At 65.4% G+C, this 13186-nt stretch carries 14 protein-coding genes; 8 read left to right on the top strand and 6 right to left on the bottom strand.

The features are described 5' to 3' along the window. Nucleotides 1-7 precede the first annotated feature (7 nt). The 3 genes from FG95_RS10125 to FG95_RS10135 are packed head-to-tail and all read right to left on the bottom strand — an operon-like array spanning nt 8 to nt 3068. Nucleotides 8-1489, bottom strand: a complete 1482-nt coding sequence (locus tag FG95_RS10125) for a type II and III secretion system protein family protein (RefSeq protein ID WP_037555645.1) — start codon at nt 1487-1489, stop codon at nt 8-10. A gap of 1 nt (nt 1490) precedes the next feature. Beyond that, nucleotides 1491-2531: a Flp pilus assembly protein CpaB gene (gene cpaB, locus FG95_RS10130; RefSeq protein ID WP_037555646.1), complete on the bottom strand. Its 1041-nt coding sequence runs from the start codon at nt 2529-2531 to the stop codon at nt 1491-1493. 54 nt (nt 2532-2585) lie between these two features. Further along, complete coding sequence (locus FG95_RS10135) at nt 2586-3068, bottom strand: A24 family peptidase (protein ID WP_037555647.1); 483 nt, start codon at nt 3066-3068, stop codon at nt 2586-2588. Nucleotides 3069-3161: 93 nt separating this feature from the next. Here FG95_RS10135 and FG95_RS10140 point away from each other — a divergent pair, with 93 nt between their 5' ends. Together FG95_RS10140 and FG95_RS10145 are read left to right on the top strand one after the other, a co-directional pair. Beyond that, nucleotides 3162-4292, top strand: a complete 1131-nt coding sequence (locus tag FG95_RS10140; RefSeq protein ID WP_037555648.1) for an NAD(P)/FAD-dependent oxidoreductase — start codon at nt 3162-3164, stop codon at nt 4290-4292. Nucleotides 4293-4379: 87 nt separating this feature from the next. Next, nucleotides 4380-4556, top strand: coding sequence for a YegP family protein (locus FG95_RS10145; protein ID WP_081933099.1), 177 nt, complete (start codon nt 4380-4382; stop codon nt 4554-4556). A gap of 10 nt (nt 4557-4566) precedes the next feature. Here FG95_RS10145 and rnhA read toward each other — a convergent pair whose 3' ends face one another. From rnhA to ispH, 3 genes are all read right to left on the bottom strand, one after another. After that, nucleotides 4567-5040 carry a ribonuclease HI gene (rnhA, locus tag FG95_RS10150; protein WP_037555650.1) on the bottom strand — a complete coding sequence of 158 codons (474 nt, stop codon included), beginning with the start codon at nt 5038-5040 and terminating at the stop codon, nt 4567-4569. Continuing rightward, nucleotides 5037-5999 (bottom strand): homoserine kinase, encoded by a 963-nt coding sequence (thrB, locus tag FG95_RS10155; RefSeq protein ID WP_037555817.1) that lies wholly within the window; start codon nt 5997-5999, stop codon nt 5037-5039. The genes rnhA and thrB overlap by 4 nt, the downstream gene beginning before the upstream one ends. A 267-nt stretch (nt 6000-6266) precedes the next feature. Continuing rightward, on the bottom strand, nt 6267-7247 hold the full coding sequence (gene ispH, locus FG95_RS10160; RefSeq protein ID WP_052182274.1) for a 4-hydroxy-3-methylbut-2-enyl diphosphate reductase: 981 nt from the start codon (nt 7245-7247) through the stop codon (nt 6267-6269). Nucleotides 7248-7419: 172 nt separating this feature from the next. On the opposite strand from ispH, the gene FG95_RS10165 reads away from it, so the two are divergent. From FG95_RS10165 to scpB, 6 genes are all read left to right on the top strand, one after another. After that, complete coding sequence (locus FG95_RS10165) at nt 7420-8091, top strand: hypothetical protein (protein WP_052182275.1); 672 nt, start codon at nt 7420-7422, stop codon at nt 8089-8091. A 134-nt stretch (nt 8092-8225) separates the two neighbouring features. Further along, nucleotides 8226-9953, top strand: coding sequence for an arginine--tRNA ligase (argS, locus tag FG95_RS10170; protein WP_037555651.1), 1728 nt, complete (start codon nt 8226-8228; stop codon nt 9951-9953). Continuing rightward, entirely contained in the window at nt 9953-10687 is a 735-nt protein-coding gene (locus FG95_RS10175; RefSeq protein WP_052182276.1) for an SPOR domain-containing protein, read from the top strand. Before argS ends, FG95_RS10175 begins: the two co-directional genes overlap by 1 nt. Before the next feature lie 107 nt (nt 10688-10794). Then, entirely contained in the window at nt 10795-11802 is a 1008-nt protein-coding gene (gene nagZ, locus FG95_RS10180) for a beta-N-acetylhexosaminidase (RefSeq protein ID WP_037555653.1), read from the top strand. A gap of 21 nt (nt 11803-11823) precedes the next feature. Continuing rightward, nucleotides 11824-12582 (top strand): segregation and condensation protein A, encoded by a 759-nt coding sequence (locus FG95_RS10185; protein WP_037555823.1) that lies wholly within the window; start codon nt 11824-11826, stop codon nt 12580-12582. Continuing rightward, nucleotides 12579-13172: an SMC-Scp complex subunit ScpB gene (gene scpB / locus FG95_RS10190; protein ID WP_037555654.1), complete on the top strand. Its 594-nt coding sequence runs from the start codon at nt 12579-12581 to the stop codon at nt 13170-13172. Before FG95_RS10185 ends, scpB begins: the two co-directional genes overlap by 4 nt. Nucleotides 13173-13186: the final 14 nt, after the last annotated feature.

Below are 13186 nucleotides of genomic sequence, written 5' to 3' on the forward strand. Positions count from 1 at the left end.
CAGCGCGTCACTTGATGTTGAAACCGGGCGCCGCGTTGCCGCTGCCGGTCCGCGGACGGTCGGCGTCGCCGACATTGGTATCGAGCCGCGGTTTGGGGCGGTCGCCGCCGGTTACGCCGTCGCTCGTCTGGTTGAGCAGCAACCGCTGCAGGTCGTGCGTGTCCTGGAAGGCGTCGGTCGGCAGCTTGATGTCATTCGCCGACACGGGCTGGACCAGATAGGGCGTCACGACGATCACGAGTTCGGTTTCGCCGCGGCGGAAACTGTCCGACTTGAACAGCATGCCGAGCAGCGGGACGTCTCCGAGTCCGGGCATCTTGTCGATCGCGCCGATCGAGCGGTTGTTCAGCAACCCCGCGATCATGAAGCTTTCGCCCGATCCGAGTTCGACCGTCGTTTCGGCGCGGCGGATTGTCAGCGCGGGGACCTGAAAGCCCTGCATCTCGATCGCGCCCTCGGTCGACAGTTCGGACACCTCGGGGCGGACGCGCAGGCTGATCCGGCCGTTCGACAATACGGTCGGCGTGTAGGCGAGGCTGACGCCATATTTGCGATATTCGATCGTCGTGCCCGCGAAATTCCCCGGGATCGGTACCGGGAATTCACCGCCCGCCAGGAAGTCGGCGGTTTCGCCGGAAATTGCGGTCAGGTTGGGCTGCGCCAGCGTTGCGACCAAGCCCGATCGCTCGCCGATATCGAGTGAGGCAATCAGATCGAGCCCGAACAGGCGGCCGGCACCGGCGAGGCTGCGCGTCCCCGCTGGCGTGTTGATCGTATAGGTGGTGTTGCCATTGGCATCGGTCGTGATCGTGCCCGCTTGACGCCCTCCGAAAACCCCACCCAGAAAGCCGTTGCCAAGCGGGCCGTCGGTGTCGCGGGTCAGGAGGTTGCCGCTGATTTCCTTGACCAGCGACCGGTTCACTTCGGCAATGCGGACCTGCAGATTGACCTGCAGGGGCGTGGCGGTACGCAGGCGCGAGAGCACCTTGGTTTCCTCGCCGACAAAGGCCTGAACCAGCCGTTCCGCTTCGGCGGCGTCGTCGGGCGACCGAACCGTTCCGGTGAGCAGCACAAAGCCGTTCATCGGGTTCGCCGCAATGCTGGCTTCCGGCATCGCGAGCGACAGCATCTGGTCGATGGTTTCGATATTGTTGCCGACGCGGGCGACGGTCGAAAAGACGACCCGACCGCTGGCATCGGTAGCATAGATGCTGGTTTCGCCCGGCTTTTTGCCAAAGACATAGAGCTGGCGGCCCGAGCGGACCTGAACGTCGGCGACTTCGTCATTGGCGACGAAGACGTCGGACATCGTGGCGGGAAGGCTGACCAGGCGGCCGCGCCCCACCGAGAGTTCGAGGCTGCCGCTCGCATTCTGGACGGCTTGGGCGATAGCGGTTTGCGAAGGCGCCGCGACGAGCGTCGCCGCCACCAGGCCGATGGCCAGGGTGCGCGCCAGTGCCGCCACCTTGAAATTGGCGTTGCTGTTCATCTTACTTACCCCCCACGGGAACTTCGGTCATCTTGTCGCCGCGGGTGACGCGCACGACCGGGCCGGTCGGCACCGCCGCCTGTCGCCCAGCATTGGACGGTGCATAGCCGCCGCTGTTCTCGGACTGCTGCGGGCGCGGCGAGGTGACGCGGCCGCGCACCGGGATCCAGAAACGCGACACGTCGCCGCCGGTCGTCGCCGACGAGCGGCTGGCGGTCGGACGCGCGGCGGCTTGGGCCAGCATCTTCTTTTCGGCGGCGGTATCGGCCCCTGCGGGGACGTCAATCTCGCCCGAGGCGATCGCGGCTTCGAGTTCGCCTGCGCTTTCGGCCAGCGGCCGCAGCGCGAGCGACAACTTTCCCATGTCCTGGGCGACGGCGATTTTCTCGGCGATCTCCGGCGTTGCTTCGAGCGTCACCGAGCTGAAGGTGCGTACCGGCGTCTTGCCCGTCTCGTCCTCGGCATTAAAGCGCTGGTCGGTCGCCAGAACGCGAACGTTGCGGATGATCGTCTCTGCGGTGAACAATTCCTTGTCCGGGTAGGACGACGTTTCGGAATCGACCGAGATCTGCTGCGCGAGCACGACGTCGACACGGTCGCCCGGAAAGACGAAACCGCCGACGCCCTCTTCGCGCGAAACCTTCACGGTGACCGCGCGCATGCCCGGACCAAGCGCCGCAGCGAGGAAGCCGCGGTCGTCGGGATGAACGAGGGCGCCCTGCGTGAGCGGCTGTCCGGCGGTTATCGCGTGACGCACGACGGTGCCGACCAGCGTGTTCACGTCGGTCTTGTCCTTCAGAAAATAGGCCTGTTCGACCAATTCCTTCGGCCATGGCTGAAACCGGAAACTGTCAGGGCCGATGATCGTGCCGACCGGCAGCTGCCGCGTCGCGACAAGGATCATCGGGCCCGTAATTTCCGGCGCCGCGGCGGCGCGTGCCGACGGAGCGGCGGCGCCGCGCATCATCTTGTTGACCCCGAACGCCGCGCCGATGGCAATCACCAGCGCGCCGACGATCAGCATAATCTTTCGCGTATCCATGACGAGTTTTCGCCCTCCTGCACCCACCAGAGACGGTCGTGCTTTTCCCTCAGGTCATCCGATAACCTGAAACTGGTTAAGATAGTGTTGGTGAAGCGCCCACAGGCCCGCCGCGGCGATAGCGACCCCGTAGGGCACCTCGACCGGCTTGTCCGAAGGTCGCAATTTCATATGGATAAGCATCAGGGCGGACAGGATGCCGCCGCCGATGGCCATGACCGTCAGCATCGACAGAAACAGCGGAAGCGGGATCCAGAGCATTACCGCACCGATCATTTTCACGTCGCCGCCGCCCATCGCTCCGATCGCGAACAATCCGGCGAAGAGAAGGAAAACCAGAAAGGCCGCGCCGAACTGGATCGCGACCTCGGGCCAGAGCGCGAGGCCGGAAGCGATCCAGAAGGGGATCGCGAGCAGCGCCATCGCGGCGTTGAGCCGGTTGGAAATCGTTCGCGACCCGACATCGCTGATCGCCGCGGCAATCATCAGCAGGCCGAGTAGGGCCATCAGGCCGAGCGAGATCGCGTCGCTATTCATCGGCTCCTCCTACGCAACATGGCTTACCAAAGAGTAACCATGTTGCGGGCGACGCGGCTTGCATTCCGCGGTCCAGCCGATATGCGGCGGGCCATGACCGACCGGCCGCCCTCCGCCACCGATGTGCTGATCGTAGGCGCCGGTATCGCCGGCGCGAGCCTGGCGGCTGCGCTTGCGCCCTGGCGCCGCGTCGTGCTGGTCGAAGCCGAGGATATACCCGGCTATCACGCCACAGGCCGGTCTGCAGCGTTCTGGCACGAAACCTATGGCGGGGCGGCAGTGCAACCCCTGACGCTGGCTTCGCTGGGGACGCTGCGGAACCCAGATCCGGCCTTTTCTGATCGTGCTTTCCTGTCGCCGCGCTCGGCATTGACGATCGGACGGACATCCGAAGCGGCAGCGGTCGATGCCTTCGTCGCCGAGTTCCGGGCGAAGGGTGTCGATGTCGAGCGCATGTCGGGCGCCGCCGTTGCCTCGAGAGTTCCGGGGCTGCGTTCCGAATGGAGCGAAGCCGCCTATGAGGCGGCGTGTCGGGATATCGACGTCGGCGGCCTCCACGCCGCCTATCTTCGCGCCGCGAAGCGGGCGGGCGCCTTGCTCGCCACCCGCGCGCCGCTGCGCAGTGCCCGCCGCGTCCGCGACGGATGGAGGGTCGCGCTGGGTGAGGAGGAGGTGGACGCAGCGGTGATCGTCAACGCCGCGGGCGCATGGGCCGACACGGTCGCGGCCGCTTGCGGTATCGCGCCGCTCGGGATCCAGCCGTATCGGCGGACAGTTCTGCAGGTTCGTCTCGACGTCGCGGTTCCGGCCGAACTGCCGCTGGTGATCCATGTCGGCGGCCAATTCTATTTCAAGGGCGAAAGTGTCGGGCGTGTATGGCTGAGCCCGCACGACGAGACCCCAAGCATCGCGCATGACGTGGCGCCCGAAGATTGGGACGTCGCAACCGCCATCGAGCGCATGCAATCGGTCGTCGACTGGCCGGTCGCCGCCGTCGAGCGCAAATGGGCGGGGCTGCGTAGCTTCGCCCCCGACCGGATCCCCGTCTTCGGTCCGGATCCCCATGAAGGCCGTTTCATCTGGTGCGCGGGGCAGGGCGGGTTCGGCATTCAGACCGCGCCGGCGATCGCCGGGTTGCTCGCGGCGCAACTGGGAGCGCCGCCGCCACCGGGCGCGATCGGACGGGTCGACCCATTGCCCTTCGCTCCCGCACGCTTCACCTGAGCCGATCTTGTCTTGCACGGCGAAACGAGCGAATTAACATATGTTTAGCCCGCCACCCCCGGCGCGGCGCGACGTGTGGAGGATGGCATGGCCCATTATTTCGAGATCAAGAAGAACAAGGCCGGCGAATTTGTCGCCTATTTCAAATATAACAGCGAGCCGATCTTCTGGACCGAAGGCTATAGCAGCAAAGCCTCCGCGCAAAATGCCATCGACTCGATCCTGAAAAACGGTCCCGGCGCCGAAGTTCGCGAGGCCGAGTGATCTTCAGGGGTTAGCGCGCGGGCGCCCTGCGCGCCCGCGCGACCTCGATCGCGGCATCGCTGGCGAGCTGGTCGGCGAGTTCGTTGTCGCCGTGGCCCGCGTGGCCCTTGACCCAGATCCATTCGACCTTGTGCCGCGCGTTTTCGCTGACCAGCCGCTGCCAAAGATCGGCATTGGCGACGGGCTTTTTGGCGGCCGTTTTCCAGCCGTTCTTCTGCCAGCCGAATATCCATTTGGTGATGCCGTCGCGGACATAGACGCTGTCGGTCGACAACTCGACGTTGCAACTGCGCTTAAGCGCGGCGAGCGCCTCGATCGCGGCCATCAGTTCCATGCGGTTGTTCGTCGTATCGGGCTCGCCCCCCGACAGGGTCTTCACGACGTCGCCCCAGCGCAGCACGGCACCCCAGCCGCCAGGGCCGGGATTGCCCTTGCACGCGCCGTCGGTGGCGACGATCACGGTCTTGCCGGTGCTTGTCGTCATGCGAGCGTGAACAGGTCGGCAGCGTCGGCGGCGCGATAGCGCTGCAGGCGGGCGAGGAAGGGCGAGGGATCCTTGCGCGTGACGAGCGCGTCGGCGGGTGTGTGCACCCAGTCGTGCGCGCGGGTCAGCAGGAAGCGAAGCGACGCGCCGCGCGCAAGCAGGGGCAGGGCGGCAATCTCCGCATCGGTCAGCGCGATTTCGCGAGCATAGCCCCGCATCAGCGCGCGCGCGCGCGCCGGATCGCACGCTTTGCCGTCGGCCGAAAAAGTCCAGGACGCGTGGGTGATGGCAAGATCATAGGCGCGAAAATCGCTCGCGGCGAAATAGAAGTCGATCAAGCCGGTGACGCGATCGCCGAGCATCAGAACATTGTCGGGGAACAGGTCGGCATGGATCACATGCGCCGGCAAACCGGTCGGCCAGTGCCTGTCGAGATGTTCCAGCTCGCCGTCGACGATCGCTTGCAGCCCCGGGAGAACCGCGTCGAGATCGCCCGCCCCCTCGGCCACCGTGCGCCAGTGACGATGGCCCATGCTGTTCTCGCGCGCGCCGGCATAGGTTTCGAGCGCGCGGTGCATCGCGCCGAGCGCCGCGCCGGCGGCTTCGCACTGGCCGGGTGTCGGCTGGGTCAGCGAAATGCCCTGAAGAAACTGGATGACGCAGGCGGCTCGTCCCGAAACCTGCTGGATGGCGACGCCCTCGCAGTCGCGGATCATCGCCGGAACCGGGCAGCTCCGGTTTGCGAGATGGTCGAGCAGATCGACGAAGAAGGGCAGGTCGCCTTCGCTGACGCGCTTTTCGTAAAGCGTCAGGATAAAGCGGCCGCCCGTGGTTTCGAGCAGGAAGTTGCTGTTCTCGACGCCCTCGGCGATGCCCTTGCACGAGACGACGGTGCCGATGTCGTAACGCGCCACCAGCGCCGCAAGGTCGTCGGGCTCGACGTGGGTATAGACCGCCATCGCAGGGTCAAAACCCGCGTATGACGCGATCGAGGCGTCGAAATGGCGAAGATATCGGCTTTGCGTGACCGCCGAAGATGGTGGTTCCATCTTCAAGGGGGCGCGGAGACGAGATCGAAGCCATTTCGATGTCCCGAGGGGATTTGATCGATTTTGTCCACGGCTGCGTCAGCGAGCCTTGGAATATATTCATATGCCTACGTCTCACTTCCTTGCCGTGAACAAAATCGCTTCAAACCTCGACCGCGTCATACGCGGGTTTTGACCCTATGCCGCTTCGAGCCCGCGCGGCAGCTTGAAGATCATATGCTCTTCGGCGGTCACGACGATATCTTCGACGATCGTCCTCACGGCCGCAACGGCGTCGATCACTTCGCGAACCAACGTTTCCGGCGCGCTCGCGCCGGCCGTGATACCGAGCGTTGCAATATCTTCCAGCCAGGCCGGATTGATGTCGCTGCCGCGCTGGACGAGATGGGCGGGGGTGCCGAGCCGCTCGGCCACCTCGACAAGGCGCAGGCTGTTCGAGCTGTTCGGCGCCCCGATCACGATCATACGGTCGCACTGCCCGGCGATCGCCTTCACCGCGTCCTGCCGGTTCGAGGTGGCATAGCAGATATCCTCGCCGCGCGGCCCGCTGATCGCGGGAAATTTGTGCTGAAGCGCCGCTATAATGTCGCGCGTATCGTCGACCGACAGCGTCGTCTGCGTCAGATAGGACAGCATCGCGGGGTCGGCGGGTACGAGCGCGGCGACATCGTCGACCGATTCCACCAGCGTCATCGCGCCTTCGGGAAGCTGGCCCAGCGTGCCGACGACTTCGGGATGGCCCGCGTGTCCGACAAAGACGATATGCCGTCCCGCTTCATGCGCGCGTTCGGCTTGGCGGTGCACCTTCGACACCAGGGGGCAGGTCGCGTCGATATAGTCGAGCCCCCGCAGCTCGGCTTTCGCGGGAACCGCCTTGGGCACGCCATGCGCGCTGAACACGACCGGAACGCCATCGGGAACCTGGTCGAGCGATTCGACGAAAATCGCGCCTTTCGCTTTCAATGAGTCAACGACATAGCGGTTATGCACGATCTCGTGCCGGACATAGACCGGCGCACCATATTTCTGCAGCGCGAGTTCGACGATACGGATCGCGCGATCGACCCCGGCGCAAAAACCGCGCGGCGCGGCGATCAAAACCTTGAGTTCCGCCGCTTCATGGCCGGGCGCAGGCGTCGTCGGGTGGGGTGCGTTCATGATGCGCGCGCTCTAGCGCAGCAAGTCCCACGGGGTAAAGCCGCTTCGTCCCGTCGATTGGTCGTTCTCTTTGTTGCGCCGCGTTCATCGCACCGATAAGAAGCGGCGCGCATGAAGCGGGATCAATCGTCCCGGCACCTGTCAAAGCGCCTGTTTGGAAAGCCCGATTATCATGATGTCCAATTCGTTCCCGTCGCGTAAGTTTCTGACTGTGCTGTGCGGCACGGCAGCCATGGCGACGGCGGCGGGCTGTGCGAAGGACAATGAAATCGAGCTTTCGGGCGGCGTCGGCATCACCGCGACACGCAGCGCGTGTCCGGCGGTCGCTGTGCCGCTGCACACGGGCGATATCACGTTGTTCGATCCCGCGACCAGCCGCGACGCGCGCGCGATCGACGTCGTCGCGGCGATCACCAATGTGACGCCGCAGTGCAACGAAACGGGCGAGAAAGTCTATCAGCTAGCGAGCTTCGAAGTCGTCGCGACGCGGCGCGAGGCCGGACCGGCGCGCACCGTGACGCTGCCCTATTACGCCACGGTGCTCCAAGGCGGGACCGCGGTGGTCGCGAAGCGCCTCGGCAATGTCGCCGTGACCTTCGCCGAGGGGCAGGTGCGCGGCACGGGGCGCGGGCAGGCTTCGGCCTATGTCGACCGCGCCGCCGCCACGCTTCCCGCCGATATTCAGGAACGCATCATGCGCAAGCGCAAGCCGGGGGATCAGGACGCGGCGATCGATCCGCTGAGCCTGCCCGAAGTGCGCGCCGCGGTGCAGCGCGCGAGTTTCGAACTGCTGGTCGGCTTCCAGCTGACGCAGGACCAGCTTGAATATAACGTCCGACGATAATCTCGCGGCGGCGCGGTGGCGCCGTTCGCTTCTTCACGCCCTGCGCGCCGCCCGGTGACGCAGGGCTTTTCGCGTGCGCCAAGCTGGGTTAGGGCGCGCGCAAGCGTTTCTCCGATCCAAGATAGGCCAGTCCCGTGACCCTGTTCAGCCGTTTTTCCGATCATATAGGCGCCGCGCTCGACGCGCTTGTTGCCCAAGGTGCCCTGCCGGACGGCCTCGATCGCGGTGCGATCAGCGTCGAACCGCCGCGCGATCCCGCGCATGGCGATGTCGCCACCAATGCCGCCATGGTGCTCGCGAAGCCTGCGGGAATGAATCCGCGCGCGCTCGCCGACCTGCTTGTTGCCGAACTCGGCAAGCTTGACGAGGTGACCGAAGCAAGCGTCGCCGGCCCCGGCTTCATCAATCTGCGCCTCGCCGACGACAGTTGGCGCGACGAGCTGGCGCTGATCTTCAGCGAAGGTCGCGATTACGGGCGGTCGGCGATGGGGCAGGGGCGGCGCGTCAATGTCGAATATGTTTCGGCGAACCCCACGGGCCCGATGCACGTCGGCCACTGCCGTGGCGCCGTGGTCGGCGACGCGCTCGCCGCGTTGCTCGAATATGCGGGGCACGAGGTGATCCGGGAATATTATGTCAACGACGCCGGGGCGCAGGTCGACGTGCTCGCGCGCTCGGTTCACATGCGCTATCGCGAGGCGCTCGGCGAGGATGTCGGCGCGATCCCCGAGGGACTTTACCCCGGCGATTATCTGAAACCTGTCGCGGGCAAGCTGGCGGCCGAATATGGCGACCGCTTCGTCGATGCGCCCGAAAGCGCGTGGCTCGGCCTGTTCCGCGCCGAGGCAGTCAGCGCGATGATGGACATGATCCGCGCCGATCTCGCCAAGCTCGGCATCCATCACGACCTCTTCTCTTCGGAAGCGGAGCTCCAGGCCGAGGGCAAGCCCGCCGCCGCCGAAAAATGGCTGCGCGACCATGATCTCGTCTACGACGGCCTGCTCGAAGCGCCGAAGGGCGAAACGCCCGAGGATTGGGAGCCGGTCGAACTGCCGCTGTTCCGCTCCACGCGCTTCGGCGACGATCAGGATCGTCCGATCAAAAAGTCCGATGGCAGCTGGACCTATTTCGGCGCCGATCTCGCCTATCACTACGAGAAGAGCCGGAATGCCGACGAGCTAATCGACATATGGGGCGCAGACCATGCCGGCACGGTCAAGCGGATCAAGGCCGCGGTCGCCGCGCTGACGGACGGTAAGACCCGTTTCGACGTCAAGCTGGTGCAGATGGTCCGCCTGCTCAAAAATGGCGAACCGTTCAAGATGTCGAAACGCGCGGGCAATTTCGTCACGCTCGCCGATGTCGTCGACGAAGTCGGCAAGGATGCGGTGCGTTTCACCATGCTGACGCGCAAGGCCGACGCGCAGATGGACTTCGACTTTGCCAAGGTGGTCGAGGCATCGCGCGACAATCCGGTCTGGTATCTGCAATATGCCAACGCCCGGATTTCGCGCCTGCGCAAGAAGGCGGCCGAGGCGGGGATCGACCTGCCAGCGCCGGCTCCGGCACGGCTTGGCGCGCACGAATTGGGGCTGATCAAGCTGCTCGCCCAATTCCCGCGCACTGTTGAGGCGGCCGCGTCGGCGCGTGAGCCGCACCGGATCGCTTTCTATCTGGCCGACGTCGCCGCGGCGTTCCACGCTTGGTATAATCTGGGCAATGACGACCCGTCAGCGCGGATCGTGGTCGACAATGACCCCGAACTGACCGCGACGCGCCTTTATTTGGCCGACGGAATAGGGCAGGTTATCCGCAACGGGCTCTTCCTGATGGGGGTCGAGGCGCTCGAGGAGATGAATTGATGGTCGAGGGAAAGGATGCGGGGCAGGGCGACGCGGGGCTGGGTCTCGATGATGAAGACCGGCTCCCCTGGCTTGAAGCGGCCGACGGGTTCGAGGAAGATGGCGAGGTTTCGCCGGTGCGCCTGCTCGTCATGGTGCTCGGCGGGCTGCTTCTGATCGGAGCGGTTCTCGGCGGCCTGTGGTGGATCCAGAATGGCGGCGCGCGCGGCAACGGCGAGCTGATCGCGGCGCAGCAGGGCGATTACAAGGTCGCGCCCGAGACTGACGGCGCAAAGACCTTCGAGGGCGAAGGCGACGCAGCTTTTTCCGCCAGCGAGGGGGCGGAACCCGCGGGCAAGGTCGATCCGGCGCGCATGCCCGAAGAGCCTGCCGTGACGCCGGCAAAGCGTCAGGCGGCCGCCAAGAAAGCGGCCCCGGCCCTGACCAAGGCCGCTCCTCAGGAGAAAGCGAAGCGGGTCGCGCTGGCCAAAACCGCCGAAGCCAAGCCTTCGGCGTCGGGTTCGGCGATGATCCAGATCGGCGCCTTCAGCAGCGAGGGCGCCGCCGCCAAGGCATGGACCAACCTGTCGAAACGTTTCGCCTATCTGGCCGAACTCAATAGATCGATTTTACCCGCCAAGGTCGGCGACGATACCGTCTATCGCTTGCGCGTGTCGGCAGGAACGGCCGCCAATGCGGCGAATTTATGCGGAAAATTACGCGTTGCCGGTGAAAATTGCGTCGTCGTCCGCTGATTCGGCCCGCTTGGCCGCAGACTCCGTTGGTGCGCCCCGGTCCTTATGGCATATTCTTGTCTTGGCTGCTGCCTGAGGGGGCGGCTGCCGATGGAGTTTGATGGACGATGATACCGGCTATTTTCGGCCTGTCGGGCTTGGCCCTCACCGACGATGAGCGCGCCTTTTTCCGCGACAGCGACCCGGCAGGATATATTCTGTTCGGGCGCAACATCGAAAATCGCGACCAGTTGCGGCGCCTGACCGACGAGCTTCGTAGTCTCGACGGCCGCGCCAACCTGCCGATCCTGATCGATCAGGAAGGCGGGCGCGTGGCGCGGATGAAGTCGCCTGAATGGCCGCCTTTCCCGAGCGGCGCGGCGTTCGACGCCCTGTATGACCGCGCCCCCGCCAGCGCGATCGAAGCGGCGCGGCTCAACGCGATGGCGCTCGCTGCCATGCTTTCCGAGGTGGGCATTACCGTCGACTGCCTGCCGCTGCTCGACGTCCGCCAGCCGGGGGCCAGCGATGTCATCGGCGATCGCGCGCTCGGCAGCGAACCGATGCGCGTCGCCGCGCTTGGCCGCGCGATCCTCGGCGGATTGCAGGCGGGCGGCGTCGTCGGCATCGTCAAGCATATCCCCGGCCACGGCCGCGCGCTGCTCGACACCCATGAGGCGCTGCCGACGGTGACCGCGTCGGATCGCGACCTGCAGACCGATCTCGCGCCGTTCGCGGCGCTCCGCGACGCCGCGATGGCGATGACCTGCCACGTCATTTTCGAAGCCTGGGACCCCGACCGGCCCGCGACGCTGTCGCCTATCGTCATCGACAATATCATTCGTCAGCGCATCGGTTTCCACGGTTTGCTGATGACCGACGACCTCGACATGAAAGCGCTGTCGGGCGACGTGCCGTCGCGCGCCGCCGATGCGATCGCCGCAGGCTGCGACATCGCGCTCAATTGCTGGGCGAGAATGGACGACATGATTGGCATAGCGAATGCGCTCGACCCGATCAGCACGGTGTCGCTCGCGCGGCTGGAGGGCGCGATGGACCGAATTTCGGGCGACAGCGACGGCCGCGAATTCGCGATGCTGGTCGATCAGCGCGACGCGCTGCTGGCGACGGCCTGATCGCCGGTGGAGGCGTTGCCGCTGGATTTCGAGATCGTACCGGCGGCGCCCGAGCGCGAGGATGCGTTGCAGCTTTCGCTGGAAAGCTGGGAGGGGCCGCTCGATCTGCTTCTGGCGCTCGCGCGGAGCCAGAAGGTCGACCTCAAGCAGATTTCGATCCTTGCGCTGGTCGAACAATATCTGACCTTCATCGCCGAGGCGCGCGAACTCAAGCTGGAAGTCGCGGCCGACTATCTGGTGATGGCGGCGTGGCTTGCCTACCTCAAGTCGGCGCTGTTGCTGCCCAAAGATCCGCTCGAGGATCCGTCGCCGGACGAGCTGGCGCTGCGCCTGCAACTGCGCCTGCAGCGGCTCGCGGCGATGCGCGACGCGGCCGCGCGGCTGCTCGCGCGCGACCGGATCGGCCGCGACGTCTTTCTGCGCGCAAAGCCGGAGGGGCTGCGCGACATCAAGGTGCGCCGCTGGGATGCGAGCCTTTATGACCTTCTCGCTGCCTATGGGCAGGTCAAGCTGCGCGCCGAACCCGTCGTGCATATGGTGTCGCGTCGCCCGGTGATCACACTCGACGCCGCGCTGCACCATCTGCAGCGGATGCTGGGGGTAAAGCTTGACTGGGCCGAACTCGCCGATTTCCTGCCGCCCGACTATGACGGCCCGCTGCGCCGGTCGGCGATCGCGTCGAGTTTCGTCGCCGCGCTCGAACTGGCGCGGCAGGGGCGGGTCGAGCTGAAACAGGAAGGCGCCTTCGAACCACTTTATTTGAAAGCCGCAGGGGTATGATCGACGATCTTGAACGCGCGATAGAAGCGATGATTTTCGCCAGCGACGAACCGCTCGATGCGCGGCAGGTCGCCGGGCGGCTTGGCGACCAAATGACGCCCGGACAGGTGAAGGCGATCATCGAAACCATCGCGCAGCGCCATGCGGGAAGCGGGATCGAGCTCGTCGAGCGCGGTGGCCATTGGCATTTTCAGACGCCCGCCGACCTTGCGCATCTTTTGCGCCGCGAACGCGACGATCCGCGAAAATTGTCGCGTGCCGCCGCCGAGGTGCTGGCGATCATCGCCTATCACGAGCCCGTCAGCCGCGCCGAAATCGAGGCGATCCGGGGCGTTCAGACCTCCAAGGGAACGCTCGACGTGCTGATGGAGGCCGAATGGGTCATGCCCGCCGGGCGCCGCGAAGTTCCGGGGCGGCCGCTGATCTACAAGACGACCGACGCTTTCCTGCAACATTTCGGCCTCACCAGCCGCAAGGACCTGCCGGGAATCGAGGATTTGCGTGCGGCGGGTCTGCTCGACCCGGTCGATCTCGCTTTCGAGGAAGCGATGGGCGAACTGGACCTAGTAAAAGACGGTGAAGAGGCTTAGATGAGCCCTTCAAG

This window comes from Sphingopyxis sp. LC363, from assembly GCF_000756385.1.
GTDB lineage: Bacteria > Pseudomonadota > Alphaproteobacteria > Sphingomonadales > Sphingomonadaceae > Sphingopyxis.

Coding starts and splice junctions, on each gene's coding strand:
- FG95_RS10125 (WP_037555645.1), bottom strand. CDS start 1,489: ATGAACAGCAACGCCAATTTCAAGGTGGCGGCACTGGCGCGCACCCTG.
- FG95_RS10145 (WP_081933099.1), top strand. CDS start 4,380: ATGGCCCATTATTTCGAGATCAAGAAGAACAAGGCCGGCGAATTTGTC.
- thrB (WP_037555817.1), bottom strand. CDS start 5,999: ATGGCGGTCTATACCCACGTCGAGCCCGACGACCTTGCGGCGCTGGTG.
- FG95_RS10140 (WP_037555648.1), top strand. CDS start 3,162: ATGACCGACCGGCCGCCCTCCGCCACCGATGTGCTGATCGTAGGCGCC.
- FG95_RS10175 (WP_052182276.1), top strand. CDS start 9,953: ATGGTCGAGGGAAAGGATGCGGGGCAGGGCGACGCGGGGCTGGGTCTC.
- FG95_RS10135 (WP_037555647.1), bottom strand. CDS start 3,068: ATGAATAGCGACGCGATCTCGCTCGGCCTGATGGCCCTACTCGGCCTG.
- cpaB (WP_037555646.1), bottom strand. CDS start 2,531: ATGGATACGCGAAAGATTATGCTGATCGTCGGCGCGCTGGTGATTGCC.
- ispH (WP_052182274.1), bottom strand. CDS start 7,247: ATGAACGCACCCCACCCGACGACGCCTGCGCCCGGCCATGAAGCGGCG.
- rnhA (WP_037555650.1), bottom strand. CDS start 5,040: ATGACGACAAGCACCGGCAAGACCGTGATCGTCGCCACCGACGGCGCG.
- FG95_RS10165 (WP_052182275.1), top strand. CDS start 7,420: ATGATGTCCAATTCGTTCCCGTCGCGTAAGTTTCTGACTGTGCTGTGC.
- scpB (WP_037555654.1), top strand. CDS start 12,579: ATGATCGACGATCTTGAACGCGCGATAGAAGCGATGATTTTCGCCAGC.
- nagZ (WP_037555653.1), top strand. CDS start 10,795: ATGATACCGGCTATTTTCGGCCTGTCGGGCTTGGCCCTCACCGACGAT.